22 protein-coding genes are annotated in these 24,634 nt (G+C 66.9%); 13 read left to right on the plus strand and 9 right to left on the minus strand.

What is annotated here, in order from left to right; all coding sequences use genetic code 11:
• Positions 1-47: 47 nt before the first annotated feature.
• Positions 48-2,297 carry a penicillin-binding protein 1B gene (mrcB, locus tag E4634_RS13005; protein WP_135444574.1) on the minus strand — a complete coding sequence of 750 codons (2,250 nt, stop codon included), beginning with the start codon at positions 2,295-2,297 and terminating at the stop codon, positions 48-50.
• Between the two features lie 118 nt (positions 2,298-2,415).
• Between mrcB and E4634_RS13010 the strand changes: the two genes are divergently transcribed.
• Entirely contained in the window at positions 2,416-3,420 is a 1,005-nt protein-coding gene (locus E4634_RS13010) for an adenosine kinase (protein WP_135444576.1), read from the plus strand.
• 97 nt (positions 3,421-3,517) lie between these two features.
• On the opposite strand, the gene E4634_RS13015 is transcribed toward E4634_RS13010, so the two are convergent.
• Complete coding sequence (locus E4634_RS13015) at positions 3,518-5,893, minus strand: DNA polymerase II (protein ID WP_240725180.1); 2,376 nt, start codon at positions 5,891-5,893, stop codon at positions 3,518-3,520.
• A gap of 62 nt (positions 5,894-5,955) precedes the next feature.
• Between E4634_RS13015 and E4634_RS13020 the strand changes: the two genes are divergently transcribed.
• Positions 5,956-6,297: a pentapeptide repeat-containing protein gene (locus E4634_RS13020; RefSeq protein ID WP_135444578.1), complete on the plus strand. Its 342-nt coding sequence runs from the start codon at positions 5,956-5,958 to the stop codon at positions 6,295-6,297.
• 20 nt (positions 6,298-6,317) lie between these two features.
• On the opposite strand, the gene E4634_RS13025 is transcribed toward E4634_RS13020, so the two are convergent.
• Complete coding sequence (locus E4634_RS13025; RefSeq protein WP_135444580.1) at positions 6,318-7,364, minus strand: DUF2333 family protein; 1,047 nt, start codon at positions 7,362-7,364, stop codon at positions 6,318-6,320.
• 69 nt (positions 7,365-7,433) lie between these two features.
• Complete coding sequence (locus E4634_RS13030; RefSeq protein WP_167854901.1) at positions 7,434-7,898, minus strand: copper chaperone PCu(A)C; 465 nt, start codon at positions 7,896-7,898, stop codon at positions 7,434-7,436.
• A gap of 144 nt (positions 7,899-8,042) precedes the next feature.
• Here E4634_RS13030 and E4634_RS13035 point away from each other — a divergent pair, with 144 nt between their 5' ends.
• The 10 genes from E4634_RS13035 to coq7 all read left to right on the plus strand — a co-directional run bounded on the left by E4634_RS13035 (position 8,043) and on the right by coq7 (position 18,841).
• On the plus strand, positions 8,043-9,830 hold the full coding sequence (locus E4634_RS13035) for a protein-disulfide reductase DsbD family protein (RefSeq protein ID WP_135444584.1): 1,788 nt from the start codon (positions 8,043-8,045) through the stop codon (positions 9,828-9,830).
• A 199-nt stretch (positions 9,831-10,029) separates the two neighbouring features.
• Positions 10,030-10,473 (plus strand): type II 3-dehydroquinate dehydratase, encoded by a 444-nt coding sequence (gene aroQ / locus E4634_RS13040; RefSeq protein WP_135444586.1) that lies wholly within the window; start codon positions 10,030-10,032, stop codon positions 10,471-10,473.
• Between the two features lie 24 nt (positions 10,474-10,497).
• Entirely contained in the window at positions 10,498-10,965 is a 468-nt protein-coding gene (accB, locus tag E4634_RS13045; protein WP_135444588.1) for an acetyl-CoA carboxylase biotin carboxyl carrier protein, read from the plus strand.
• Between the two features lie 28 nt (positions 10,966-10,993).
• Entirely contained in the window at positions 10,994-12,340 is a 1,347-nt protein-coding gene (gene accC, locus E4634_RS13050) for an acetyl-CoA carboxylase biotin carboxylase subunit (RefSeq protein WP_135444589.1), read from the plus strand.
• On the plus strand, positions 12,340-13,230 hold the full coding sequence (gene prmA / locus E4634_RS13055; protein ID WP_135444591.1) for a 50S ribosomal protein L11 methyltransferase: 891 nt from the start codon (positions 12,340-12,342) through the stop codon (positions 13,228-13,230). The genes accC and prmA overlap by 1 nt, the downstream gene beginning before the upstream one ends.
• 760 nt (positions 13,231-13,990) lie before the next feature.
• Positions 13,991-14,974, plus strand: a complete 984-nt coding sequence (dusB, locus tag E4634_RS13060; protein ID WP_135444593.1) for a tRNA dihydrouridine synthase DusB — start codon at positions 13,991-13,993, stop codon at positions 14,972-14,974.
• Positions 14,971-15,282: a DNA-binding transcriptional regulator Fis gene (gene fis, locus E4634_RS13065; RefSeq protein WP_135444595.1), complete on the plus strand. Its 312-nt coding sequence runs from the start codon at positions 14,971-14,973 to the stop codon at positions 15,280-15,282. The genes dusB and fis overlap by 4 nt, the downstream gene beginning before the upstream one ends.
• A 3-nt stretch (positions 15,283-15,285) precedes the next feature.
• Positions 15,286-16,854: a bifunctional phosphoribosylaminoimidazolecarboxamide formyltransferase/IMP cyclohydrolase gene (gene purH / locus E4634_RS13070; RefSeq protein ID WP_135444597.1), complete on the plus strand. Its 1,569-nt coding sequence runs from the start codon at positions 15,286-15,288 to the stop codon at positions 16,852-16,854.
• Positions 16,855-16,886: 32 nt separating this feature from the next.
• Positions 16,887-18,176: a phosphoribosylamine--glycine ligase gene (gene purD / locus E4634_RS13075; RefSeq protein ID WP_135444599.1), complete on the plus strand. Its 1,290-nt coding sequence runs from the start codon at positions 16,887-16,889 to the stop codon at positions 18,174-18,176.
• Between the two features lie 20 nt (positions 18,177-18,196).
• Positions 18,197-18,841 (plus strand): 2-polyprenyl-3-methyl-6-methoxy-1,4-benzoquinone monooxygenase, encoded by a 645-nt coding sequence (coq7, locus tag E4634_RS13080; RefSeq protein ID WP_135444601.1) that lies wholly within the window; start codon positions 18,197-18,199, stop codon positions 18,839-18,841.
• Between the two features lie 22 nt (positions 18,842-18,863).
• On the opposite strand, the gene E4634_RS13085 is transcribed toward coq7, so the two are convergent.
• Positions 18,864-19,295, minus strand: a complete 432-nt coding sequence (locus tag E4634_RS13085) for an OsmC family protein (protein ID WP_135444603.1) — start codon at positions 19,293-19,295, stop codon at positions 18,864-18,866.
• 119 nt (positions 19,296-19,414) lie between these two features.
• Here E4634_RS13085 and crp point away from each other — a divergent pair, with 119 nt between their 5' ends.
• A complete protein-coding gene (gene crp / locus E4634_RS13090) occupies positions 19,415-20,059 on the plus strand; it encodes a cAMP-activated global transcriptional regulator CRP (RefSeq protein WP_135444605.1) in 645 nt (214 codons plus the stop codon).
• Between the two features lie 69 nt (positions 20,060-20,128).
• Here the strand turns inward: crp and trpC are convergent, their stop codons facing one another.
• Genes trpC through trpE form a run of 4 tightly spaced genes read right to left on the minus strand, consistent with a single transcriptional unit; the run spans position 20,129 to position 24,056 of the window.
• Positions 20,129-20,929 (minus strand): indole-3-glycerol phosphate synthase TrpC, encoded by an 801-nt coding sequence (trpC, locus tag E4634_RS13095; RefSeq protein WP_135444607.1) that lies wholly within the window; start codon positions 20,927-20,929, stop codon positions 20,129-20,131.
• A 3-nt stretch (positions 20,930-20,932) separates the two neighbouring features.
• Positions 20,933-21,976 (minus strand): anthranilate phosphoribosyltransferase, encoded by a 1,044-nt coding sequence (gene trpD / locus E4634_RS13100; protein WP_135444609.1) that lies wholly within the window; start codon positions 21,974-21,976, stop codon positions 20,933-20,935.
• Position 21,977: 1 nt separating this feature from the next.
• A complete protein-coding gene (locus E4634_RS13105) occupies positions 21,978-22,556 on the minus strand; it encodes an anthranilate synthase component II (protein WP_135444611.1) in 579 nt (192 codons plus the stop codon).
• 3 nt (positions 22,557-22,559) lie between these two features.
• A complete protein-coding gene (trpE, locus tag E4634_RS13110; protein WP_135444613.1) occupies positions 22,560-24,056 on the minus strand; it encodes an anthranilate synthase component I in 1,497 nt (498 codons plus the stop codon).
• Positions 24,057-24,634: the final 578 nt, after the last annotated feature.

The following is a 24,634-nucleotide window of genomic DNA, read 5'->3' on the forward strand; positions in this document are numbered from 1 at the left end:
TTACGGGAGGCGCAGTGTAACCGATTCCGCGCCGCGCTCCGACCTCGTCAGTCGCCGAACAGGGACTGGAACCAGTCGCGCAGCGGGTTCTTGCGCCCCGAGCAATTGCTGCGCTGGCGCGGCTCCGAGCCGGTGATAAACGGCATGAGGCGCGCGTTGGGGCAGCCCTCGCCGGTGAGCTGGCCGGTCTCGGCATCGATCCACGCGGTCTCCATGCCGTCCGGCATGCGATATGCCAGCGAGCGGTGGCTGGCGCGCGCCATGAAATGCGCCCACAGCTTGAGCGCCCCGCTGCTGCCGGTAAGGCCGGTGCCGCCGTTGTCGTCGCGACCGATCCAGCTGACCGTCAGCAAATCCCCGGAGAAACCGGCAAACCAGGAGTCGCGGCCGTCGTTGGTGGTGCCGGTCTTGCCGGCGACGTCGAACTCCTCGGGCAGGTAGCGGTACACGCCCTTGCCGGTGCCCTCGCGCACCACCGCGCGCAGGGCGTAGTGGAGCAGGTTCACCGCCTGCAGGCTGACCGTGCGGTCGTACTCCAGGGGGTAGCGGCGCAGCGGTTCGCCGCGCGCATCGACGATGTCACGGATGCTGCGCAGGGGCGTGCGGAAACCGCCGGCGGCGATAGTCTGGTACATCGCCGCCAGGTCGATGGGCGCGTACTCGCCCACCCCCAGGGTCACCGCCGGCACCGGCGGTATATAACCTTCCATACCCAGGCGACGCAGCATGTCGACCACCGCGTCGATACCGAGGTCCATACCCAGCTTGGCGCTGGCCAGGTTGTAGGAATTGGCCAGGCCCTGGTAGAGCAGCACCGGCCCGTGGGCCATGCGATCGAAGTTGCGCGGCTCCCAGATATCGCCGTCGGGGAGTTGCACTGCGAACTCCTCGTCCGGCACCACGCTGGCCAGCGAGTAGTGCGTGGGCCGCTCCAGCGCGGCCAGGTACACCGCGGGCTTGAGCAGCGAGCCCGCCGGGCGCGCCGCATCCAGGGCACGGTTGAAACCCGCGTAGCTGACCCGGCGACCGCCCACCAGCGCCGCCACCTCGCCGCTGTCGACCCGGGTCACTACCGAGGCGGCCTGCAGCTGGCCGCCCTTGTCGAGCTGGTCGAGTACGGCGGTGGTGGAGAGCTCCAGCTGGCGCTGCACGATGGGGTCGAACGCAGTGAAGATGCTGAGGCCGAGGGTGGCGAGATCCTCCTGGCGGTACTCCAGACGCAGCTGGCGGCGCACCAGCTCGAGGTAGGCGGGGAAGCTGTCGCGCACGCGGCGCGCGCGGTTGAGCCCCAGCGACTTCGCCTTGGCGGCATCCGCCTGCGCCTGGGTGACCACGCCCTGCTCCGCCATCAGGTCGAGCACCACGTTGCGTCGCGTCTTCGCCCGCTCCGGGTTGCGCTGCGGGTTGTACAGCGAGGGCCCCTTGATCATGCCGACCAGCAGCGCCTGCTGGGCCAGGTCCAGGTGTTCCAGCGAAGTGTCGAAATAGTGCCTCGCCGCCAGTGCAAAACCGTGGATGGCGCGCGGCCCCTCCTGGCCCAGGTAGACCTCGTTGACGTAGCTCTCGAGGATCTGGTCCTTGTCGTAGTGCAGTTCCAGCAACACGGCCATCAGGACTTCGTTGAGCTTGCGCACCAGGGTGCGCTCCGGGGTGAGGTAGTAGTTCTTGACCAACTGCTGGGTGATGGTGCTGCCGCCGGCGACCACGCGGCCGGACTGCATGTTGTGGAAGGCGGCGCGGGCAATGCCGGTAATCGAGAAGCCCCAGTGCTGGTAAAAGCGCTGGTCCTCCGTCGCCAGCAGCCCCTTGACCAGGGTCGGCGGCACCTCGCCCAGGCGCACCAGCACGCGGTCCTCCCCGTGCGAAGGGTAGATACCGCCGATCTGCACCGGGTCCAGGCGCATCAGGTCCACCGGGCGCCCAGCCTCGCTGATCGAATCGACGCGCGAGCCGGCCAGGTCCACCAGCACCCGTCGCGCCGGTTCGCGCTCGCCGACGAAGTCGAAGCCGCGGGTGTAGATCTCGAAGCGGCCGCGGTTGCGCGCCACCTGGCCCGGGCCGGCGGTGTGGCCGACCTTGCGGTAGCCGAGGATCTCCAGCTCGTAGGCCAGGTCGTCCGGGGCCAGGCTGGCGCCGGCGTACAGCTCCAGCGGCCGGGCGTACACCTTGGCCGGCAGCTCCCACATTTTTTCGGTGAAGGTGGTGGTGATGCGCGCGTCGAGATAGACGAGGTAGCCACCCCCGATGACCAGGCAGACGGTGAGCAGTTTGAGCAGCAGATGTCGGGTCTTGAACATGGTCAGCGAGTGTACACCAGCGCCCTGCGGCCACCCACGCAATTCACCCGAAAGCACTGCATTGTCTTCCCCTGTGTGCCGATATACGGATAATGGGCGCGCAAACGGAGAACAGCCAATGCAGAAAAAATACGCGGTGTACGGAATCGGTGCGGCACTGGTGGACACCGAAATCAACGTGGACGATGCCGACCTCGAGCACATGGGCGTCGAGAAAGGACTGATGACCCTGGTGGACGCGGGGCGCCAGGCGCAGCTGCTGGACCACCTGGAAGGGCATTTGGTGCGCGCCAGCCACGCCAGCGGCGGCAGCGCCGGCAACTCGCTGATCGCCACCGCGCGCTTCGGTGCACCGACCTTCATGAGCTGCAAGGTCGCCGCCGACACCGACGGCGACATCTATGTGCGCGACCTGGAAGCCGCCGGTGTCGACCACAGCATGACCGGCGAGCGCGAGCCCGGTACTACCGGCAAGTGCCTGGTAATGATCTCCCCGGACGCCGAGCGCAGCATGAACACGCATCTCGCGATCAGCGAGAGCCTGGGGGTCGCACAGGTAGTGCCGGAAGCGGTCGAGGCCAGCGAGTACATCTACCTCGAGGGCTACCAGGTCACCTCGGACACCGGCCGCGCCGCCGCCATTCGCGTGCGCGAGATCGCCGAGGCGGCGGGCGTGAAAACCAGCATCAGCTTCTCCGACCCGGGCATGGTCGAGTTCTTCCGCGAGGGATTGGTGGCCATGATGGGCGAGCGCGTCCACCTGGTGTTCTGCAACGCCGCCGAGGCCTGCGGCTGGGGCCAGACCGACAACCTCGATGTCGCGGTGGAGCGGCTCAAGCAGGTGGCAGACACCTTCGTCGTCACCCGCGGCGGCGAGGGCGCAATTACATACGACGGCAGCGAACTGGTATCCATTCCCCCGCACCGGGTGATGGCGGTGGACACCAACGGCGCCGGCGACATGTTCGCGGGCGCCTTCCTGTATGCCCTGTCCCGCGGCGAGGACTACCCCACCGCCGGCCGCTTCGCCAGCCTCGCTGCCGGGCGTGTGGTCTCCCAGTACGGCCCACGGCTGCCCGCCGGGGACTACCGCGACCTGCGCCGGGAATTCTTCGGCGACTGAACGCCGCGCACCGGGGCGCCGGTCGGGAATCTCCCCGGCCGGCCCCCGATTGCCGCAAACCTCACTCGCGCTAGCCCGCCACTGCGGCAGGCGTGCTTCAGAACAGGCCGATCTGGCTGTCGACCAACTCGTGAAATGACGTGCCGAGAAAAGCCAGGATGCCGTCGGCCACCGGCTGCAACTGGCGCTCCAGGTAGTGCTCGTAATCCAGCGGCGCCAGCGGACGCGCCGCGGGTTCCGCGCCGGCGGCGGTGATCACGTACTCCACCCAGTCCCCGCGCGATGGCGCCGGCAGCTTGCGCGCGGCGTACAGGCGCGCCGCCTGCACGTGGGGCGGCACGTTGCGCTCGTACTCGTCCAGGCGCCGGCGCAGGCGCTTGCGGTAGACCAGCTGTCCGTCGCACTCCCCTGCCCGTAACCGCGCCGCCACCTCGCGCACGTAGTCCGCGTAGGGCTCCTCGGCGAACACGCGCCGGTAGAGTTGCTCCTGGAAGTCCCGCGCCAGCCGCGTCCAGTCGGTGCGCACGTTCTCCAGGCCCTTGAATACCAGGCGCTCCCCGTTACCACTGCGCACCAGCCCCGCATAACGCTTCTTGCTCCCGCGCTCACTGGAACCGCGAATGGTGGGCATGAGGAAGCGCCGGTAGTGGGTTTCGAACTCCAGCTCCAGCGCGCAATCCAGGCCGAATTCGTCGGCAATGCACTGGCGCCACCACTGGTTCAGCTGCGCCTGCAGTGCGCGGCCGATGGCCTCGGCCTGCTCGTCGTCGCGGGCGTCGGGCAGCCAGACGAACACCGAATCGGTATCGCCGTAGATTACCCGGTGGCCGCCGGCCTCGATCTGGTCGCGGGTGCGCTGCAGGATCTCGTGACCGCGGCGGGTGATGGAACTGGCCAGCCGCGCATCGAAGAAGCGGCAGCCCGGTGAACCGAGCACGCCGTAGAAGCTGTTCATAATGATCTTGATGGCCTGGGACAGGGGCGCGTCTCCGGCCGCCTTGGCCGCGTCACGCTGGCGCCACAGCTGCTCGATCAGCTCCGGCAGGATGTGCCCCTCGCGGGCGAAGCGCGCACCGATAAAACCGGGCACAGTCTGCGCCGTGTCCAGCTCGCCCGCAGTACCCAGGGCCAGACCCAGCGGGTCGATGCGGAAGGTACGGATGATGCTCGGGTACAGGCTCTTGAAGTCGAGCACCAGCACGTGCCGGTAGATTCCGGGCAGCGAGTCGAGCACGAAGCCGCCGGGGCTGGCGGTGAGATCGGGACTGGCATTGGGTGCGACAAACCCCTCGCGGTGCAGGCGCGGCAGATACAGGTTGTCGAAAGAGGCGACCGAGCCGCCCATGCGGTCGAGGTTGAGGCCGGTCATCGCCGCCCGGGCGACGGCGAAGTCGAGCAGGGCGGTGTGGGCGAAGATCGCCGATACCAGCTCACAGTCCTTGAGGTTGTAGGCGGCCAGCGCGCGCTTGTCCTGAATGAACAGCCGGCCGATCTCCTCGCCGCGGTCCGCGCCCTGGATCAGCTTGCCCTCGCCGAGCAGTTCGCCGGCGACATGGTTGAGGGAGAAGCTCTCGAAGTTGTAGAACGCGGCGCGCAGCAACTCGATACCGTCGAGCACCGCGCGACCTGGCAGTTGCAGGGTGCGGCGCTCGCCGCCATCGCGCGCCTCGCGCCAGTGCGCCGGCTTGCGGTCGCGGCCCAGGCACAGGCGGCGGCCGAGGCTGTCCGCCACGCGCTGCAGGTACCAGCAGTCGAAGTTGACCACGCTCCAGCCGATCAGCACATCCGGGTCGTAGTCCGCCAACCAGTCGACGAAACGGTCGAGCAGGGCTTCCTGGCTGGGGCAGTCCTGCACCTGCGGCTGCTGCGCCCCTGAGCCGAGCATGAACACCTGCCGCACCTCGGCATCGCCGTCTACGCCGTGGGCGGCGATGGAGTACAGCTGCAGGCCCTCCATGCTGGTCTCGATATCGAAGGAGAGCACGCGCAACCGCGGTCGATAGGGCGCACCGCGCAGGCCAGGGTTGTGCATGCGCAGGCAGCCGCCGCGCTCGCTGATCTCCCCGCGCAGCTCGGCGCCGCCGGCGACAAAGCGCTCCATCAGGTAGCGATCGGCGGGATTGATGTCCGCCTCCAGCGGGTCCAGGCCCTGCTCGCGCAGGCGGTCGGCGAGGCCCCGTGCCGTGCGGTAACTGGTGCAGTAGACGCCGACCACCGGCTGCAGGCGGAAGTCGCGCAGCGCCAGCTCGCGCACGCTGACCCCGGAGTGCCCGGCCAGCGCGGCGCGCGCGGCGGGCAGGGCATCGGCGGCCAGGAAGAACACCGCCTCGGCCGCGGCGACCTGCGCGCACAGGGGGCCGCGGTCGGTAGCGAACCAGAATTCCAGCTCGACGCCGGCGGCGGTATCGCGCCAGTGGCGGGTAAGCAGGAAACCCTGAATCGTCTGTGCGGCCAGGCCGGCTTCCCTTGTCACGGCTGCTCGGCAGCGCGTAAGCTATGCCGCGCTGAAGCGGACATCATCCAGAAGGGACCCCCATGAACAAGCCGGTGATCAAGCCCGACCCCCTGTACCAGTTGCTGCGCAACGAGGACATCAAGGGCTTCAACGAGATGCGGGACAAACTGGACACCAGCGAGCTGAAAAGCGGGGACTACCGCGGGCGCGACCTGCGCAACATGAACGCCGACGGGCTGGATTTCAGCGACTCCTACTTCCGCAACGCGGACCTCTCCGGCATCGACTTTCGCAACACCAACCTCGAGGGCGCCAGCCTGCTCGACGCCAAGCTCTCCGGCACCTACTTCCCGCGGGAGCTGCCCGCCGAGGAAATCCGCCTGTCCCTGGATACCGGCACGCGCCTGCGCTACAGCCGCTAGGCGCGCCCGGCAGCGCCGCTTCAACCCTGCAGCAACAGGTCGCGCAGGTCGATGATCGCCGCGTTGGCACGGCTGATATAGGACGCCATCACCAGCGAGTGATTGGCGAGCACGCCGAAACCGGTGCCGTTGAGCACCATCGGGCTCCACACCGTCTCCTGTGAACTCTCCAGCTCGCGGATAATCTGCTGCAGGCTGACCAGCGCGTTCTTCTGTTTCAGCACGTCGGCGAAGTCCACTTCCACCGCGCGCAGGAAATGCACCAGCGCCCAGGTGGTGCCGCGCGCTTCGTAAAATACGTCGTCGATCTCCAGCCACGGGGTTTTCACGATCATCTCCCCCGGCGCCGGGGTCGACTGGCTGGCGCCCTGCTCACCGGCGAGGTCGGTGTTCAGGCGGCGCTGGCCGACGCTGGCGGACAGGCGCTGCGAAAGTGAACCCAGGCGGGTATTCACCGTGGACAGCCAGTAGCGCAGGTTGTCCGCGCGGGCGAAGAACTGCGCCTCCGGGCTGCGCTGGTCTGACAGCCGGCGGAAGTAGTCGCGGGTGTAGCCCAGGGCCTTGCCGTACTCGGACTCCGAGGAGGGCAGGATCCAGCTGTTGGAGTCGAAGTGATAGCGCGGCTCGGCCTCGGCCAGGTCCTTGTCCTCGGTGGACTGCGACTGCGAGCGACTGAAGGACTCGCGCATCGCCCGCGACAGGTCGCGCACCTGCACCAGCACGCCGTATTCCCAGTTCGGCATGTTGTCCAGCCACAGTCCCGGCGGGAAGCGGTCGTTGTGCAGGTAGCCGCCGGGCTTGTTCAGCAGGGTATCCATCACCCCCATCAGCGCCGCGGTGGTCACCGAACCCACTACCACGTCGCCGCCTTCCTCGGCGGCGTATTGCGCCGCGCTCTCGCGCACGTCGAAGGGCGCCGGTGTGAAGCTCCAGTAAATGCCCAGCACCAGCGTCACCAGCAGGTAGATGCCGACGAAAATCACCGCCCAGCGCGTGGTGCGGCCCGCGGGAAACCGCTCGATCAGGGAGTCGCGCCAGTCTGCCAGAAGTTGCGTGATTGCGTTCATGGATTCGCTACCTTGTGTTCCAGTGGTTTCCGGTTTCTATTGTTGTGGTGCGGTTCTGCTATGAACCGTCTAGTGGTGATGGCTGTGATCCATCTCGTCGTTGCCCGGGGCTGCCTTGCGCACCAGCGCATCGGCGCAAACGGTTTCCCCGCCGGCGACCTCAATACACAGGCGCAACGACTCGCCCTCGCGCGGCATGCGCTCCAGCTCGAACAGCATCAGGTGCGCGCCGCCGGGCTGCAGGGCGCGGGTTTCGCCCGGGGCCACCGTCAGTGTAGTCAATTGCTGCATGCGGGTAAGTCCCGCCTCGGTGAGGGTCTCGTGCATCTCCACCCGGCCCGCGCCTGCCACGCTGGCACCCTCGACGGTGACCGCCTGCTCCCCGGCGTTGTGGATTTCTACATAGGCCGCGGTCACCGCCTGCGTGGGCGGCAGCGCGCGCACCCAGGCGCCGGACAAGGTGACCGCGGGTTCCGCCGCATACAGCGAAACGGCGAACAGCGATACGGACAACAGGGACAAACGACGCAACACAGGGGAACTCACTCCGCGGGAAACTAAACCGGTGGCCAGACATCTGACACTATATCACCGCGGCAGCGGGCAACGCATTGCGTTGGGACCTGCGCTCGCGACTGGTAAACTCCCCGAACCCGGCCGCCGACCCCAAGGAAACCCATGCGCGCCCTGCTAGCCTCACTCCTGCTGCTCGTTACTACCGCGGTATTCGCCCAGACGGTCCTCGCCCAGACATTGCCGGGAGAGACCTCGCGCGGCTTCGGCCAGGATTCGGCACCAGAATTCCTGCCCGTGGACGAAGCCTACCAACTGGCGATAGAAGTGCCGGACGCCACCCACGTGCGCGCCTACTGGCAGATCACCCCGGCCTATTACCTGTACCAGCACGCCTTCAAGTTCGTACTCGAAAGCGACGGCGAGGCCATTACCCTGGAACCGGCCTACCCTGAGGCAATCCAGCGCTTCGACGACTTTTTCGGTGAAGTGCACGTCTACTACAACGACGCCGACGTGCTGCTGCGCGCACAGCGGGACATCCCGGCGGGCGCGCGGCTATCGGTGACCTACCAGGGCTGTGCCGACGCCGGCCTTTGCTACCCGCCGGAGACCAAGCACTTCACCCTGGACCCGGCCAGCGGCGAGGCCACGGCTGTGGCGCCCGCCCCGCGCAAGGCCTCCGCCGGCGGCGAGCGCACCGCGGCCCCGACGCCCCCCGCGGCCGGGGTCGGCGCACTGCCCTACATGCTGTTGCTGGCCTTCCTTGGCGGCGCCATCCTCAACCTGATGCCCTGCGTGTTCCCGATTCTCTCGCTCAAGGTGCTGAGCTTCGCCCGCGCCAGCGACCACAACCGCCACCTGCACAGCTGGGTCTACACCGCCGGTGTGGTGGCCAGCTTTGTCGCCGTCGCCGCCGTGCTCATCGCCCTGCAGCAGGCGGGCCGCGCGGTGGGCTGGGGCTTCCAGTTGCAGTCGCCGGGCTTCGTCATCGCCCTCGCCTACCTGTTCCTGGCCATGGGCCTGTCCCTGTCCGGCCTGGTGCAACTGGGTGGCAGCCTGATGAATGCGGGCAGCACCCTGGCCAATCGCGGTGGCCTGGCCGGCAGTTTCTTCACCGGTGTTCTCGCGGTGGTGGTCGCCAGCCCCTGCACTGCCCCGTTCATGGGCACCGCGCTGGGCTTTGCCGTAACCCAGCCGCCGCTGGTCGGGCTCTCGGTATTCGCCGCCCTGGGCCTGGGCATGGCGGCGCCGCTGCTGCTGTTCGGCTACAGCGGGGCCGCGCGCTCGCTGATGCCCGCCCCCGGCCCGTGGATGGAAACCCTGAAGCAGTTCCTCGCCTTCCCGCTCTATGCGGCGGCGGTGTGGCTGCTGTGGGTGGCCGGACGGCAGACCGGGGTGAACACTATGGCCGCGGCGCTGGCCGGTGCGCTGGCCCTGAGCCTGGCACTGTGGCTGTGGAGCCTGGGTGGCTGGCGCCGCGCCCTGGCCGTGGCCAGCGCCGTGCTGGCCATAGGTCTGGGCTCCCTGCACGAACTCGACCCGCGCCAGGACGGTGACGCCCGCGGCAAGACCGCCTGGTCGGAACAGACCCTGGCGGAGCTGCGCGCAGCCGGCCAGCCGGTGTTCGTGGATGTGACCGCGGACTGGTGCATCACCTGCCTGGCCAATGAGCGCGCGGTGCTGCTCACCGACGAGGTGGACGCGGCCTTCGAGCGCCACGGCGTCGCCTACCTGGTGGCGGACTGGACCAATTACGACCCGGCCATCGCCCGCTACATCGCCGGCTACGGACGCACCGGCATTCCGCTGTACCTCATGTACCCCGCCGACCCCGACGCGGAACCGCTGATCCTGCCGCAAATCCTCACCCGCGCCACCGTATTAAGCGCGCTGGAGTCCATATCGAACACGTCTGGCGAATTTGGCGGCAATATTGCCGCAAATAACTGAACGTTCTTGGACCTTGTCGGATTTTCGCCAATTCAGCCTGAAAGTACCCCGTAGATCGACGCATTTTCATAAAAATAGCTAACGTCCACAATAAAGCGGTTAAATGCCGGTAAATTCGTAAAAATCCGCAATTTGCGTGGACAGTGCCACGATCTTGAGCCAAACTGCTACGCAATCGACCCGCCACCGGAGCTCCTTTATGGCGACCATCCTCGTTCTGCACGGACCCAACCTGAACCTGTTGGGCGAGCGCGAACCGGATATCTACGGCAGGACCACGCTGGCGGAGATCAACCAGCGCCTGGAGCAACTCGCTCGCGAGAGCGACCACCACCTGCTGAGCCTGCAGAGCAACGCCGAGTACGAACTGGTCGAGCGGGTACAGGACGCGCGCCACGAGGGCGTCAACTTCATCCTCATCAATCCCGCCGCCCTGACCCATACCAGCGTCGCCCTGCGCGATGCGCTGGCCGCCGTGCAGATCCCGTTTATCGAGATCCACCTGTCCAACGTGCACGCGCGCGAGGCCTTCCGCCATCATTCCTACCTGTCGGATATCGCCGTGGGCGTGATCTGCGGGCTCGGCCCCCAGGGCTACGAACTCGGGCTGCAGGCAGCCCTGAATTACCTCGAAAACTCCTGACCACCTGACGAAGAGCAACCCCGTATGGACATTCGCAAGGTTAAAAAGCTGATTGAACTCCTCGAGGAGTCGAACATCGACGAAATCGAGATCAAGGAGGGCGAAGAGTCGGTTCGCATCAGCCGCAATAGCGCCCGCGGCATGATCGCAGCGCCGCAGCCGATGTACGCCGCACCGCCGCCGGCGCCGGCAGCACCCGCAGCGGCCCCCGCCGCCGAGGCACCGGCCGCCGCGCAGGAGAGCCCCGCCGCCATCGCCGGCCACGTGGTCAAGTCGCCCATGGTGGGCACGTTCTACCGTGCGCCCTCGCCCACATCGCCGTCCTTCGCGGAACCCGGGCAGACGGTCAAGGTGGGCGACGTGATCTGCATCGTCGAGGCGATGAAGATGATGAACCAGATCGAGGCGGACAAGGCCGGCACGCTGCAGGCCTTCCACGCGGAAAACGGCGAGCCCGTCGAGTTCGACCAACCCCTGTTCTCCATCGTCTAGGGCCGTCCGCCCACCCGAGGAACCCAACATGCCCAATCTGGACAAGGTACTCATTGCCAACCGCGGCGAAATCGCACTGCGCGTGCTGCGGGCCTGCAAGGAGTTGGACATCAAGACCGTGGCGGTGCACTCCTCCGTCGATGCGGACCTGATGCACGTGCGCCTGGCCGACGAATCGGTCTGCATCGGGCCGCCGTCCTCCACCGAGAGCTACCTCAACGTACCCGCCATCATCAGCGCCGCCGAGATCACCGACAGCAGCGCCATCCACCCGGGCTACGGCTTCCTCGCCGAAAACGCCGATTTTGCCGAGCAGGTCGAGAAGAGCGGTTTCATCTTCATCGGCCCGCGCGCGGAGACCATCCGCCTGATGGGCGACAAGGTCTCGGCCAAGGACGCCATGAAAAAGGCTGGCGTACCCACCGTGCCCGGCTCCGACGGCGCCCTGCCCGATGACGACGAGCAGATCCTGGCCATGGCCCGGGACATCGGCTACCCGGTGATCATCAAGGCCGCCGCCGGCGGTGGCGGCCGCGGCATGCGCGTGGTGCACACGGAAGCCGCACTGCTGCCCTCGGTTTCCGTGACCCGCTCCGAGGCCGGCGCGGCGTTTGGCTCGGACGTGGTTTACATGGAGAAATTCCTGCAAAAGCCCCGCCACGTCGAGATCCAGGTGATCGCCGACGGCCAGGGCAACTGTATCCACCTCGGCGACCGCGACTGCTCCCTGCAGCGCCGCCACCAGAAAATCCTCGAGGAAGCGCCCGCCCCGGGCATTCCCGACGACCTGCGCCAGCAGGTGGCCGAGGCCTGTGTCGCCGCGTGTATCGAGATCGGCTACCGCGGCGCCGGCACCTTCGAATTCCTCTACGAGGACGGCGGCTTCTACTTCATCGAGATGAATACCCGCGTGCAGGTGGAACACCCGGTGACCGAGATGATCACCAGCTTCGATATCGTCAAGGAGCAGTTGCGCATCGCCGCCGGCATGCCGCTGTCGGTGAAGCAGGAGGACATCCAGTTCCGCGGCCACGCCTTCGAGTGCCGCATCAACGCCGAGGACCCGCGCAGTTTCCTACCCTCCCCGGGCAAGGTGACCACCTTCCACGCCCCGGGCGGCCTGGGTGTACGCGTTGACTCCCACATCTATGAGGGCTACACGGTACCGCCCTTCTACGATTCGCTCATCGCCAAGGTAATCAGCTTCGGCGACACCCGCGAAAGCGCCATGGCGCGCATGCGCCAGGCCCTGGACGAGCTGGTGGTCGAGGGCATCCGCACCAACACGCCGCTGCACCGGGAACTGACCCGGGACGCCGCCTTCCAGTCCGGCGGTGTGAGCATTCACTACCTCGAGCGCAAGCTGAGCCAGTAGTGACCTGGGTGCAACTGCGGCTGCACGGCAGCTCGCAGGATGTCGCGTCGCTGGAGGACCTGCTGCTCGCCAGCGGCGCCGTGGCGGTAACCCTCGAGGACAACGCCGATCAGCCGGTACTGGAGCCCGCGGTGGGGGAAACCCCGCTGTGGGGCCAGACCCGCATCACCGGCCTGTTCGCGGCGGACACCGACATGGGTGCGGTGCTCGCCGCCTTCCCCCCGGCCCTGCTCGAACAGTTCAGCCACCGCGTCGAGATTCTCGAGGACCGCGACTGGGAACGCGAGTGGATGCAGCACTACAAACCAATGCAATTCGGCGACCACTTCTGGGTCTGCCCGAGCTGGCTGCCGCCGCCCGACCCCGACGCCACCAACCTGCTGCTCGACCCGGGCCTGGCCTTCGGCACGGGCACCCATCCGACCACGGCCCTGTGCCTGGCCGAACTCGCCGCCCTGGATCTCGCCAACCAGCCTGTCGTCGACTACGGCTGCGGCTCGGGTATCCTCGCGGTCGCCGCCCTGCTGCTCGGCGCCGACACGGCCCTGGGCGTGGACAACGACCCGCAGGCCCTGCTCGCCAGCCGCGACAACGCACAGCGCAACGGCATCGCGGACGACCGCTTCCCCCTCGCACTGCCCGGCGACTATGACGCCGACGCCTGGCGCGGCAAGGCCCACGTGGTGATCGCCAACATTCTGGCGGGGCCGCTCATGTCACTGTCCGACACACTGCTCGACCTTTTGGTGCCGGGCGGAACCCTGCTGCTCTCGGGGCTGCTGCGTACGCAGGCGGACGAGATGATCGCGCACTACTCTGCGCGGATTGCGCTGGAGATTGCCGGCGAGCACGAGGGCTGGGTCTGTTTGCGCGGGGCGCTGGCCTCCTAACTTTCTCGCTGCTGGCTCTCTTGGGGTCGCTGCGTGCCTTTTTTTTGCCGTGCGGGGACGCAGGGATTCGGCGTGCCGTGCAGGCGTTCGGCGTGCCATGCGGGGCGGGGACGAAACCTGGGCTCGCCGGGTTCAGCGTGCCATGCGGGGCGGGGACAGAACCAGGGCTCGCCGGGACCGCCAAAAAGCGTACATCCATGTACAGGCTCGGCCTCGGCCATCCATGGCCTCGGACGCCCCGGCGAGCCCTGGTTCTGCCCCCACCCCTTCTCCCGGTATCTGCAAGGAACGGTTGCGCGTTGTTCCACGATCCCAGGCGTGAAAACTGCTAGCCGAGCATGCGGCAGAAACTCGAAGTGCAATGCTCCCCGAGCGGGAAGTGTAGTCATCGATGTGAGCAGGACAGCGAGGCGGTAGGCCCCTCTCGGGAACGTCCGAGGCCATGGATGGTCCGGCCGGCGCTCCGGGAGGCCGAGCTGCCATGGACGGCGCTTTTGCGGTTCCCGGGAGGGGCCTACCGCCTCGCTGGCCGTGCAGACCGAGAGACTCTCCGCACCCAGCAGTCACTGCGCCTGCCTGAGTCCTTAGACCTCAATAGCACTGCGCTCCGAGTGAACAAAACGAAAACTCCCGGCAGCGCAGAGCAAGATGGACCGGCCGCGCAAAAGTTGGGCGCTTTTTGCCCAGCGGCCTTTTCCGCTCCCGAGGAGGGGAGTATCATACCGCCTCTTTTTCGCACCCACCCCGACCCGGTCAGAGCATGCCGCAGATAGGCCCCTACAATTTGCGCAATCCGGTAGCCCTGGCCCCCATGGCGGGCGTTACCGACCTGCCGTTTCGCAGGCTCTGCGCGGAGATGGGTGCCGGTCTCGTCGTATCCGAGATGATCACCGCCGACCCCAGCCTGCGCGGCACGCGCAAGAGTGAGTGGCGGCGCCGCCACGACGCCGAGATCGAGCCGCGCAGTGTGCAGATCGCCGGCAATGATCCCCAGCAGATGGCCGCCGCGGCGCGGTACAACGTGGCGCACGGTGCGCAGATCATCGACATCAACATGGGCTGCCCGGCCAAGAAAGTGTGCCGCAAGGCGGCGGGTTCCGCGCTGCTTGCGGACCCGGCACTGGTGCGGGAGATTCTCGATGCCGTGGTGGGCGCAGTCGACGTGCCGGTGACCCTGAAGATTCGCACCGGCAGTGCGCCGGATGCGCGCAACGGGGTGGAGATTGCGCGCATTGCGCAGGATGCGGGCGTCAAGGCGCTGGCGGTACACGGGCGCACCCGCGCCGACAAATTCAACGGCGAGGCGGAGTACGACACGATCGCCGCCATCGTCGAGGCCACGGAGTTTCCGGTGTTCGCCAACGGCGATATCGACTCTCCGGCGAAAGCCGCCCGCGTGCTCGCGCGCACCGGGGCGGCAGGGGTGATGATCGGTCGCGCCGCCCAGGGCAGGCCCTGGCTGTGCGGCCAGATCGCCGCGCATCTTGCGGGCGAGACCTTCACCACACCCTGCGCGACGCAACAGCTGGCCATCCTGCGTCGCCACCTGCTCGATCTCTATGCTTTTTACGGCGATTTCATGGGCGTGCGCATCGCGCGCAAGCATGTCGGCTGGTACCTGCAGGCGAGCGACATCGCCGCGGGCGAGCGCGCCGGCTTCAACCGCCTGGAATCCGCGCAGGCACAACTCGCGACGATCGAGCGATTTTTTCACACAGACAACCACAAGGAGCTCGCCGCATGACCAGGGCCGAACCCATTCCTTCCGTAGACGGTTCCGCCGCCAATGACGACACGCTGGCAGGCGGCGATATCGCCAGCCTGCGCGACTCGGTGCGCAGCGCGGTGCAGAAGTACCTGAACGACCTGGACGGCCAGTTGTCGACCGACGTCTACCAGATGGTACTGGCCGAGGTGGAAGCGCCGCTGCTCGAGGAAGTCATGGCCTATACCCGCCACAACCAGACCAAGGCTTCCATCATGCTGGGCCTGAACCGCGGCACCCTGCGCAAGAAGCTCAAGCAGTACAACCTGATCGGCAAGAAGGGTTAAGGCATGACGGATAGCGTCAAGGTCCGCCGCGCCCTGGTCAGCGTGTCGGACAAATCGGGCATCGTCGAATTCGCTCGCGAACTGTGCGCGATGGGCGTAGAACTGCTGTCCACTGGCGGCACCTACCGCCTGCTCAAGGACAACGACCTCGCGGTTACCGAGGTCTCCGAGTACACCGGTTTCCCGGAGATGATGGACGGCCGCGTGAAGACCCTGCACCCGAAAGTGCACGGCGGCATCCTCGGCCGCCGCGGCCAGGACGATGCCATCGCCGGTGAACACGGCATCGACTATATCGACATGGTGGTGGTCAACCTCTACCCCTTCGAGGCGACTGTCGCGAAACCCGACTGCACGCTGGAAGACGCCATCGAGAACATCGACATCGGCGGCCCGACCATGGTGCGCGCCGCGGCCAAGAACCACCGCTTCGTCAACATCGTGGTCAACGCGTCGGACTACCCGGCCATCCTGGAAGAGATGCGCGCTAACGATGGCGCGACCTCGCTGGAGACCCGCTTCGACCTCGCGATCAAGGCCTACGAGCACACCGCCGCCTACGACGGCGCCATCGCCAACTACTTCGGCCGCCAGGTACCCGGCGGCAGTGACGACTTCCCGCGCACCTTCAACGCCCAGTTCCACAAGGTGCAGGAGATGCGCTACGGCGAGAACCCGCACCAGAAGGCGGCGTTCTACGTGGAGGCCGCGCCCGCCGAGGCCGGCATCGCTACCGCGCGCCAGTTGCAGGGCAAGGAGCTTTCCTACAACAACGTGGCCGACACCGACGCCGCGCTGGAGTGCGTGAAGAACTTCGACGCGCCGGCCTGCGTGATCGTCAAGCACGCCAACCCCTGCGGCGTGGCGGTTGCCGCGAGCATCGGCGAAGCCTACGACCTGGCCTTTGCCACCGACCCGGAATCCGCCTTCGGCGGCATCATCGCCTTCAACCGCGAACTGGACGGCGCCACCGCGGCGGCCATCTGCGAGCGGCAGTTCGTCGAGGTGATCATCGCCCCGAAAGTCACCGCCGAGGCCGTCGCGGCCGTGGCGGCGAAGAAAAACGTGCGCCTGCTGGAGTGCGGTGAGTGGGGCGCCCCGCTGCCCGCGCTGGACTACAAGCGCGTCAACGGCGGCCTGCTGGTGCAGGATCGCGACCTGGGCATGGTCGGCACGGACGACCTCAAGGTGGTCTCGAAAATACAGCCCAGCGACCAGCAGATGCAGGACCTGCTGTTCGCCTGGAAGGTGGCCAAGTTCGTCAAGTCCAACGCCATCGTCTACGCCCACAACGGCCAGACCGTCGGCGTCGGCGCCGGCCAGATGAGCCGGGTAAACTCGGCGCGCATCGCCGCTATCAAGGCGGAACACGCGGGCCTGGAAGTGCGCGGCTCGGTGATGGCGTCAGACGCCTTCTTCCCCTTCCGCGACGGCATCGACAGCGCCGGCGAGCGCGGCATCGCGGCGGTTATCCAGCCCGGCGGCTCGATCCGCGACGAAGAGGTGATCGCCGCCGCCGACGAACACGGCATGGCCATGGTGTTCACCGGCATGCGCCACTTCCGCCACTGATAGCAACTCACACACAGGCATAACTTACTGGCATGAATGTACTGGTCATCGGCAGCGGCGGGCGCGAACACGCACTGGCCTGGAAGGCTGCCCAGTCGGGTCGGGTCGACACCGTTTTCGTCGCGCCCGGCAACGCCGGTACGGCGCGCGAAGCCGGCGTACAGAACGTCGCCATCGACGTGATGGACTTTGCCGCGCTGGCGGACTTCGCCGAGGCCAACGGCGTGGGCCTGACCATCGTCGGCCCCGAGGCGCCGCTGGTCGAGGGCGTGGTGGACTACTTCGAAGGGCGCGGCCTGCGCTGCTTCGGCCCGGGCAAGGGCGCTGCGCAACTGGAGGGCTCCAAGGCCTTCACCAAGGACTTCCTCGCACGCCACAACATTCCCACTGCCGACTACGCCAACTTCACCGAGCTGGAACCGGCGCTGGCCTACCTGCGCGAGCGCGGTGCGCCCATCGTGGTCAAGGCCGATGGCCTGGCCGCGGGCAAGGGCGTAATCGTCGCCGAGACCCTGGCCCAGGCTGAAGAGGCGGTCACCGACATGCTCTCCGGCAACGCCTTCGGCGACGCCGGCTGCCGCGTGGTGATCGAGGAGTTCCTGGCAGGCGAGGAAGCCAGCTTCATCGTCATGGTCGACGGCGAGAACGTGCTGCCCATGGCCACCAGCCAGGACCACAAGCGCATCGGCGAGGGCGACACCGGCCCCAACACCGGCGGCATGGGCGCCTACTCGCCGGCGCCTGTCGTCGACGACGCCGTGTACCAGCGCATCATGCAGCAGGTCATCATGCCCACCGTGCGCGGTATGGCCGAAGAGGGCAACCCCTACACCGGCTTCCTCTACGCCGGCCTGATGATCTCCCCCGCCGGTGAACCGAAGGTCATCGAGTACAACTGCCGCTTCGGCGACCCGGAAACCCAGCCGATCATGCTGCGCCTGGAATCCGACCTGGTCAGCCTGTGCGAGACCGCCCTCAACAAGCGCCTCGACACCGCGGTCGCCCTGTGGGATGAGCGCTGCGCCATCGGTGTGGTGCTGGCCGCCGGCGGCTACCCCGGCAGCTATGCGAAGGGCACCGAGATCAGCGGCCTGGACAGCGCCGACACTGCAGACGTAAAGGTATTTCACGCCGGCACCGCCGAGTCCGATGGCAAGGTCGTCACCAGCGGCGGCCGCGTACTGTGCGTTACCGCACTCGGTGCGGACATCGCCGCCGCCCGCGAGGCCTGCTACGCCGCCGTCGATGGCATCTGCTGGGAGGGTGTCACCCTGCGCCGCGACATTGGCTGGCGCGCCATGGCGCGCTATAGTCGCGACTGAACCCCAACCCACGATTGCTTATGCGCCAGCGCAGGCTCTCCCTGGTCGACCGCCTCATCTGCGAGGCCGACACCCTGATGCGCACCGTCACCAGCCGCGGCCACAGCGCTGCGCGGCCCTCGCCCGCGACCGGTCACACGGAGGCGGAACTGTCCGACGCCGAACGCCGCCACGCCGCCGGCCTGATGCGCGTCAACCATACCGGTGAAGTCTGCGCCCAGGCCCTGTACCAGGGGCAGGCGCTCACCGCGCGCATGCCCACCGTGCGCGATGACATGAGAAAAGCCGCGGAAGAGGAAGTCGATCACCTGGTCTGGTGCGAGGAACGGCTGCGCGAACTGGACAGCCACACCAGCGTGCTCAACCCGGCCTGGTACGGCCTGTCATTCGCGCTCGGTGCGGTGGCCGGCGCCATCGGCGACGACGTCAGCCTCGGGTTTGTCGCTGCCACCGAGGAGCGCGTGTGTGATCACCTGCGCGACCACCTGGAAAGACTGCCGGACGAGGACCGCAAGTCGCGCCTCATCGTGCAACAGATGCTGGAAGACGAACAGCGCCACGGCGACCAGGCCATGCAGGCCGGCGGTCGCGAGTTCCCGCGCCGGGTCAAGGATGCGATGACCACGGTCTCCGCGCTGATGACCGGCAGCAGCTACCGCGTCTAACCGGACGCCGCGCTACACCGCCTCAGCTCTCGCCGCCGAATTCCTCCAGGGCGTAGCTGTGGGACATCTCGACGCCGGCGGCGCCGAGCATGATCGAGGCGCTGCAGTATTTCTCGGCGGAAAGCTCCACCGCGCGCTTCACGTGATTTTCTTTCAGGCCGACGCCGCTAACAACGAAGTGCAGGTGGATTTTGGTGAACACCGCGGGTACCGCATCGGCGCGTTCCGCCTCGATTTCAACGCGGCAGTCCACCACCTTCTGGCGGGACTTCTTGAGCATGGCGATGACGTCGTAGCTGGAGCAGCCGCCGGTACCGATGAGCAGCATTTCCATGGGACGCGGACCGAGATTGCGGCCGCCCAGTTCCAGCGCGCCATCCATGATAACGGCGTGACCGCTACCGGACTCGCCCACAAACATGGCGCCATCGGTCCACTTGACTGTCGCTTTCATCACCCTCGCGCTCCGCTGCCGAATCGGCCGCGCAGCTTAGCATAACAAGTACCGTTTTACTTGCCCGTAGAGTGGGCTAGAATTGTCGCCAAATTATTACTTAACGTAGGGGAATACGTGTGCTGAAACCTCAGATCGTCAAGGCCATACCTACGATTGACAGTTTCCTGCAGCACTGCCAGCGCAAGCAGTACAAAGCGAAGGCAACAGTGATGAAGCAGGGTGAAGCCGGGGACACGCTGTACCTGATCCTCGACGGTTCCGTTTCGGTGATGGTCGAAGACCCCGACGATCCCGGACACATGATGGTGGTGAGCTACCTCAACCCCGGCGATTTCGTCGGTGAAATGGGGCTGTTCGAGGACGAAGTGCAACCGCGCAGCGCACTGGTGGTGGCCAAGACCGCCTGCGACGTCGCCGAGATTCCCTACGAGAAATTCCACGCGGTGCGTTCGCAGTACCCCGAAGTGCTGTACGCGGTGTCGCGCCAACTGTGCAAACGCCTGCGCCTGACCACGCGCAAGCTCTCCGACCTCGCCTTCGTCGATGTCACCGGGCGCATTGCACACACCCTGCTCGACCTGTGCCGCGAACCGGACGCGATGACCCACCCTGACGGCATGCAGATCAAGGTCACGCGCCAGGAACTGGGCAAGATCGTCGGCTGCTCGCGCGAAATGGCCGGCCGCGTGCTCAAGAACCTGGAAGAGGACGGCCTGGTGTCGGTCTCGGGCAAGACCATGGTGGTTTACGGCACGCGCTGAATCCGCTTCGGGCGCTATCCGGTGCGTTGGTCCGGGTAGCGCCCGCCTCACTCCCGTCTCACACGAACTTCAATAAAACAGCTGTTGCAGCCGCTCGCCCGGCTCCGGGGCGCGCATGAACGCCTCTCCGACAAGAAACGCATAAACCCCGTTATCGCGCATCAGCGCGACATCCGCGGGGGTGTGAATACCGCTTTCGGTCACCACCACGCGATCCGCCGGAATATCGGCAAGCAGGTCGATGGTGGTCTGCAGGCTGGTATCGAAGCTGTGTAGGTCGCGGTTGTTGATGCCCAGCAGGGGCGTGGGCAGGGCCAGCGCGCGCTGCAGTTCCTGCGCGTCGTGCACTTCCACCAGCACATCCAGGCCGGCTGAGGCGGCGGCGTCCGACAGCTCGAGCATCTGCGCGTCGGACAGGGCGGCGACGATCAGCAGGATCGCGTCCGCGCCGATCGCCCGCGCCTCGAACACCTGGTACGGGTCGACGGTGAAATCCTTGCGCAACACGGGCAATGTGCAGGCCGCACGGGCCTGGCGCAGGTAGTCGTCTGCACCCTGGAAGAAGTCCACGTCGGTGAGCACGGACAGGCAGGTGGCACCGCCGCGCTCGTAACTGACGGCAATCTCCGCCGGGTGAAAATCCGCGCGAATCACGCCCTTGCTCGGCGACGCCTTCTTTACTTCCGCGATCACCGCCGGCTGTGCCTGGGCCACCCGCGCCTGTATCGCCGCCGCAAAGCCGCGCGGCGCCGACTGCTCGCTGGCCAGCTCGCGCAGCTGCGCTTCGGAACAACGGGCGCGGCGCTCGGCAACCTCTTCGGCCTTGCGCTCGAGGATGCGGCGCAAAATTGTCGGGGGGTTCGCCGCCATGGCTCAGCCGTCCTCGCCGCGCATGGCGCGGGTGAAATCGATGAACTGGCTGAGCTTTTCGCCGGCCTGGCCGGTGGCCAGCAGGTCCTCGGCCATGGCTACGCCCTGGGCGATATCGCCGGTGATACCCGCGACATAAATGGTGGCGCCGGCGTTGAGGGCGATGATCGCCGCCGCCTTGCGTGCTGCGTCGCTGTCCTCGCCGGACAGCGCGGCGCGAATCAGGGCCGCCGAGGCGCGCGAATCCGCCACGCTGAGGCCGGAAAGGTCCTGGCGCGGCATGCCAAAATCCTCCGGGGATATCTGGTAAGTGCGCACGGCGCCATCGCGCCATTCCGCCACGCTGGTGGGCGCGGCGATGGAGATCTCATCCAGCCCGTCCTGGGCGTGCACGACCAGGGCGTGCTCCGCGCCGAGCATGCCCAGCACCTGCGCCAGCGGCTCGCACAGGGATTCGGCGAACACGCCCACCACCTGCCGGCGCACGCCCGCCGGGTTGGTCAGCGGACCGAGAATATTGAAGATGGTGCGCAGGCCGAGCTCGCGGCGCGGGCCCACCGCGTAGCGCATCGCGCTGTGGTGCATCGGCGCGAACATGAAGCCGACACCGACCTGCTCGATCGCGCGGGCGACCTGGCCCGCGTCGAGGTCCAGCGGCATACCCAGGGTTTCCAGCACGTCCGAACTGCCGCTGGAACTGGAGACGCCGCGGTTGCCGTGCTTGGCAACATGCGCGCCGGCGGCGGCCACCACGAACGACGAGGCGGTAGATACATTGAACAGGTTGGCGCCGTCGCCGCCGGTGCCCACCAGGTCGACCAGGTGCGGGCAGTCGACCACCACCGGCGTCGCCAGTTCGCGCATGACCTGCGCCGCCCCGGCGATCTCGTCGGTAGTCTCGCCCTTGATGCGCAGCGCCACCAGCAGCGCGCCGATCTGTGCGTCGGTGGCGTCGCCGGACATGACCTGGCGTATCACCGCCGCCATCTCCTCGCGCGTGACGTCGCGCCCCTCCACAAATGCCGCAATGGCCCGTTGGATATCCATGCTATTGCTCCAGGAAGTTGCGCAGCAGGTCGTGCCCGTGGGCGGTGAGGATCGACTCGGGATGGAACTGCACGCCCTCGATGGCCAGCTCGCGATGGCGCAGGCCCATGATTTCATCGACGCTGCCATCGGCGAGCTGCGTCCAGGCGGTGATCTCCAGGCAGTCCGGCAGGCTTTCGCGCTCCACCACCAGGCTGTGGTAGCGGGTGGCCTCGAAGGGCTCGGACAGCCCGGCGAACACGCCCTGGCCACGGTGGTGCACCGGCGAGGTCTTGCCGTGCATCACCTGCCGCGCACGCACGACCTTGCCGCCGAACACCTGGCCGATGCTCTGGTGGCCGAGGCAGATGCCGAGGATGGGCAGCTTCCCCGCATACTCGCGGATCACCGCCATGGAGATGCCCGCCTCGTTCGGCGTACAGGGCCCCGGGGACACCACGATTTTTTCCGGCGCCAGCCTGGCGATATCGGCCACGCCGATCTCGTCGTTGCGCACCACGTGCACGTCCGCGCCCAGTTCGCCCAGGTACTGCACCACGTTGTAGGTGAAGGAGTCGTAGTTGTCGATCATCAGCAACATGGTTCAACCCTCCTGCCGGGCAGCGCCCGCCACGGCCATGGAGGCCGCGCGGAACATCGCGCGGGCCTTGTTGTGGGTCTCCTTCCACTCCAGCCGCGGCACCGAGTCCGCGACCACGCCGCCGCCCGCCTGCACGTGCAGCTTGCCGCCCTTGATCACTGCGGTGCGAATGGCGATCGCCGTGTCCATATCGCCCGCCCAGGAGATGTAACCCACCGCGCCGCCGTACACGCCGCGCTTCACCGGCTCCAGTTCGTCGATGATTTCCATGGCGCGAATCTTCGGTGCACCGCTCAGGGTGCCCGCCGGCAACGTGGCGCGCAGCACATCGATCGCCGTCTTGTCGTCCTGCAGGTCGCCGCACACGTTGGAGACGATGTGCATCACGTGGGAGTAGCGCTCCACCACCATCTTGTCGGTCAGCTTCACCGAACCGGTGCGGGCAATACGGCCGACGTCGTTGCGGCCGAGGTCGATAAGCATCAGGTGCTCGGCGATCTCCTTCGGGTCCGCCAGCAGTTCGGTTTCCAGCGCGAGGTCTTCCTCCTCGCTGTAACCGCGGCGCCGCGTGCCGGCAATCGGACGCACCGTGACCACGCCTTTCTCCAGCCGCGCGAGGATCTCCGGCGAGGAACCGACGATGTGAAAATCCTCGAGATCCAGGAAGTACATGTACGGCGAGGGATTGAGGTTGCGCAGGGCGCGGTACAGGTTCAGGGGAGGGGCGGCAAACGGCACGCTCATACGCTGGGAGGGCACCACCTGCATGACATCGCCGGCCAGCACATACTCTTTCACCGTGTCGACCGCAGCGTAGTAGGCCTCCTCGGTGAAATGCGAACTCGCCTGCTGCTCCAGCTCCGCGCTGCCCGCAGCATCCAGCGCCACGTCGGGCAGCGGCGGCATCGGCTCGCGCAGCTGGTCCGCCAGCTCACGCAATCGCCGCTGCGCCAGGCCCAGCGCGTCGTTCTGCGCGGGATCGGCATTCACCACCAGGCGGATGGTGCCGGCCAGGTTGTCGAATACGAGAACCTCTTCCGAGACCATCAACAGGATGTCCGGGTTGCCCAGCTCATCCGGGGGCACACCCGGCGCCAGGCGCGGCTCCACGTAGCGCACGGTGTCGTAGCCGAAGTAGCCGACCAGGCCGCCGTGGAACACCGGCAGGTCATCGCGCGGGGCGGTGCGATAGCGGCCCTGGAATGCCTCGACAAACTCGAGCGGGTCGGCCACCTCTTCGCTCTGCGCCAGCTCGCCATCGACCCAGGTCTCGACGCGCTTGTCGAACACCTTGATCACGGTGCGGCTGGGCAGGCCGATGATGGAATACCGCCCCCACTTCTCGCCGCCCTGCACGGACTCGAACAGGTAGGAATAGGGGCCTTCGGCGAGCTTACGGTAGGCGCTGATGGGGGTTTCGAGATCGGCCAGCACTTCCAGGCTGACCGGTATACGGTTGTACTCTCGTGCCGCCAGGGCGGCAAAGTCCTGCGGATTCATGGAATGTCCTCGGAGATTGAATGTGCGTAATCAGGTCGTGACGGTGCCCTGGCTACCATCGCCAGCAGGTCACTTCGCGCATCGACAACAGGTCGACGCTCTTACGCGGGGCTGTTTGCACAGCGGTCTCCGAATTCAAGGTCCGGGTATTGTACATGCCGGTTTGCGGATGGCAAACGGGGGCCTCGTCGCGCACTCCCCGTGGCCTGGTTCACGGCTGCCCGCTGTTGGGGTCGGTTCATGCTGCCCGTTTTTTGGAGCCGGCTCATGCTGCCCGTTGTTTGGGGTCGGCTCTTGCTGCCCGATTTTTGGGGCCGGCGCTTGCTGCCCGGCCCGGAACCGGTGTACCCCCGCCCGGGAAGCGCCAAAAAGCGTACGTCCATGTACAGGCTCGGCGGCGGCCATCCATGGCCGCCGACGTTCCCGGACGGGGCTACACCGGCTCCGGGCCTCGTTCTGAATGCCGAGACTACTTCGGACCGATTCCCACGCCGAACGGCAATGTTGGTTCCGGAGAGAGGGCAGAGGAACGGCCATCCGGCAGCCATCCGCGAACCCCGATGGTACCGGACGGGTGC

Source organism: Mangrovimicrobium sediminis, assembly GCF_004745945.1.
GTDB classification, from domain to species: Bacteria; Pseudomonadota; Gammaproteobacteria; order Pseudomonadales; family Halieaceae; genus Mangrovimicrobium; species Mangrovimicrobium sediminis.

What these genes read in the sequence shown, in the direction of transcription:
- mrcB (WP_135444574.1), bottom strand. Translation starts at nt 2,297, where the DNA reads ATGTTCAAGACCCGACATCTGCTGCTCAAACTGCTCACCGTCTGCCTG.
- E4634_RS13010 (WP_135444576.1), top strand. Translation starts at nt 2,416, where the DNA reads ATGCAGAAAAAATACGCGGTGTACGGAATCGGTGCGGCACTGGTGGAC.
- E4634_RS13020 (WP_135444578.1), top strand. Translation starts at nt 5,956, where the DNA reads ATGAACAAGCCGGTGATCAAGCCCGACCCCCTGTACCAGTTGCTGCGC.
- E4634_RS13025 (WP_135444580.1), bottom strand. Translation starts at nt 7,364, where the DNA reads ATGAACGCAATCACGCAACTTCTGGCAGACTGGCGCGACTCCCTGATC.
- E4634_RS13035 (WP_135444584.1), top strand. Translation starts at nt 8,043, where the DNA reads ATGCGCGCCCTGCTAGCCTCACTCCTGCTGCTCGTTACTACCGCGGTA.
- aroQ (WP_135444586.1), top strand. Translation starts at nt 10,030, where the DNA reads ATGGCGACCATCCTCGTTCTGCACGGACCCAACCTGAACCTGTTGGGC.
- accB (WP_135444588.1), top strand. Translation starts at nt 10,498, where the DNA reads ATGGACATTCGCAAGGTTAAAAAGCTGATTGAACTCCTCGAGGAGTCG.
- accC (WP_135444589.1), top strand. Translation starts at nt 10,994, where the DNA reads ATGCCCAATCTGGACAAGGTACTCATTGCCAACCGCGGCGAAATCGCA.
- dusB (WP_135444593.1), top strand. Translation starts at nt 13,991, where the DNA reads ATGCCGCAGATAGGCCCCTACAATTTGCGCAATCCGGTAGCCCTGGCC.
- fis (WP_135444595.1), top strand. Translation starts at nt 14,971, where the DNA reads ATGACCAGGGCCGAACCCATTCCTTCCGTAGACGGTTCCGCCGCCAAT.
- purH (WP_135444597.1), top strand. Translation starts at nt 15,286, where the DNA reads ATGACGGATAGCGTCAAGGTCCGCCGCGCCCTGGTCAGCGTGTCGGAC.
- purD (WP_135444599.1), top strand. Translation starts at nt 16,887, where the DNA reads ATGAATGTACTGGTCATCGGCAGCGGCGGGCGCGAACACGCACTGGCC.
- coq7 (WP_135444601.1), top strand. Translation starts at nt 18,197, where the DNA reads ATGCGCCAGCGCAGGCTCTCCCTGGTCGACCGCCTCATCTGCGAGGCC.
- E4634_RS13085 (WP_135444603.1), bottom strand. Translation starts at nt 19,295, where the DNA reads ATGAAAGCGACAGTCAAGTGGACCGATGGCGCCATGTTTGTGGGCGAG.
- trpC (WP_135444607.1), bottom strand. Translation starts at nt 20,929, where the DNA reads ATGGCGGCGAACCCCCCGACAATTTTGCGCCGCATCCTCGAGCGCAAG.
- trpD (WP_135444609.1), bottom strand. Translation starts at nt 21,976, where the DNA reads ATGGATATCCAACGGGCCATTGCGGCATTTGTGGAGGGGCGCGACGTC.
- E4634_RS13105 (WP_135444611.1), bottom strand. Translation starts at nt 22,556, where the DNA reads ATGTTGCTGATGATCGACAACTACGACTCCTTCACCTACAACGTGGTG.
- trpE (WP_135444613.1), bottom strand. Translation starts at nt 24,056, where the DNA reads ATGAATCCGCAGGACTTTGCCGCCCTGGCGGCACGAGAGTACAACCGT.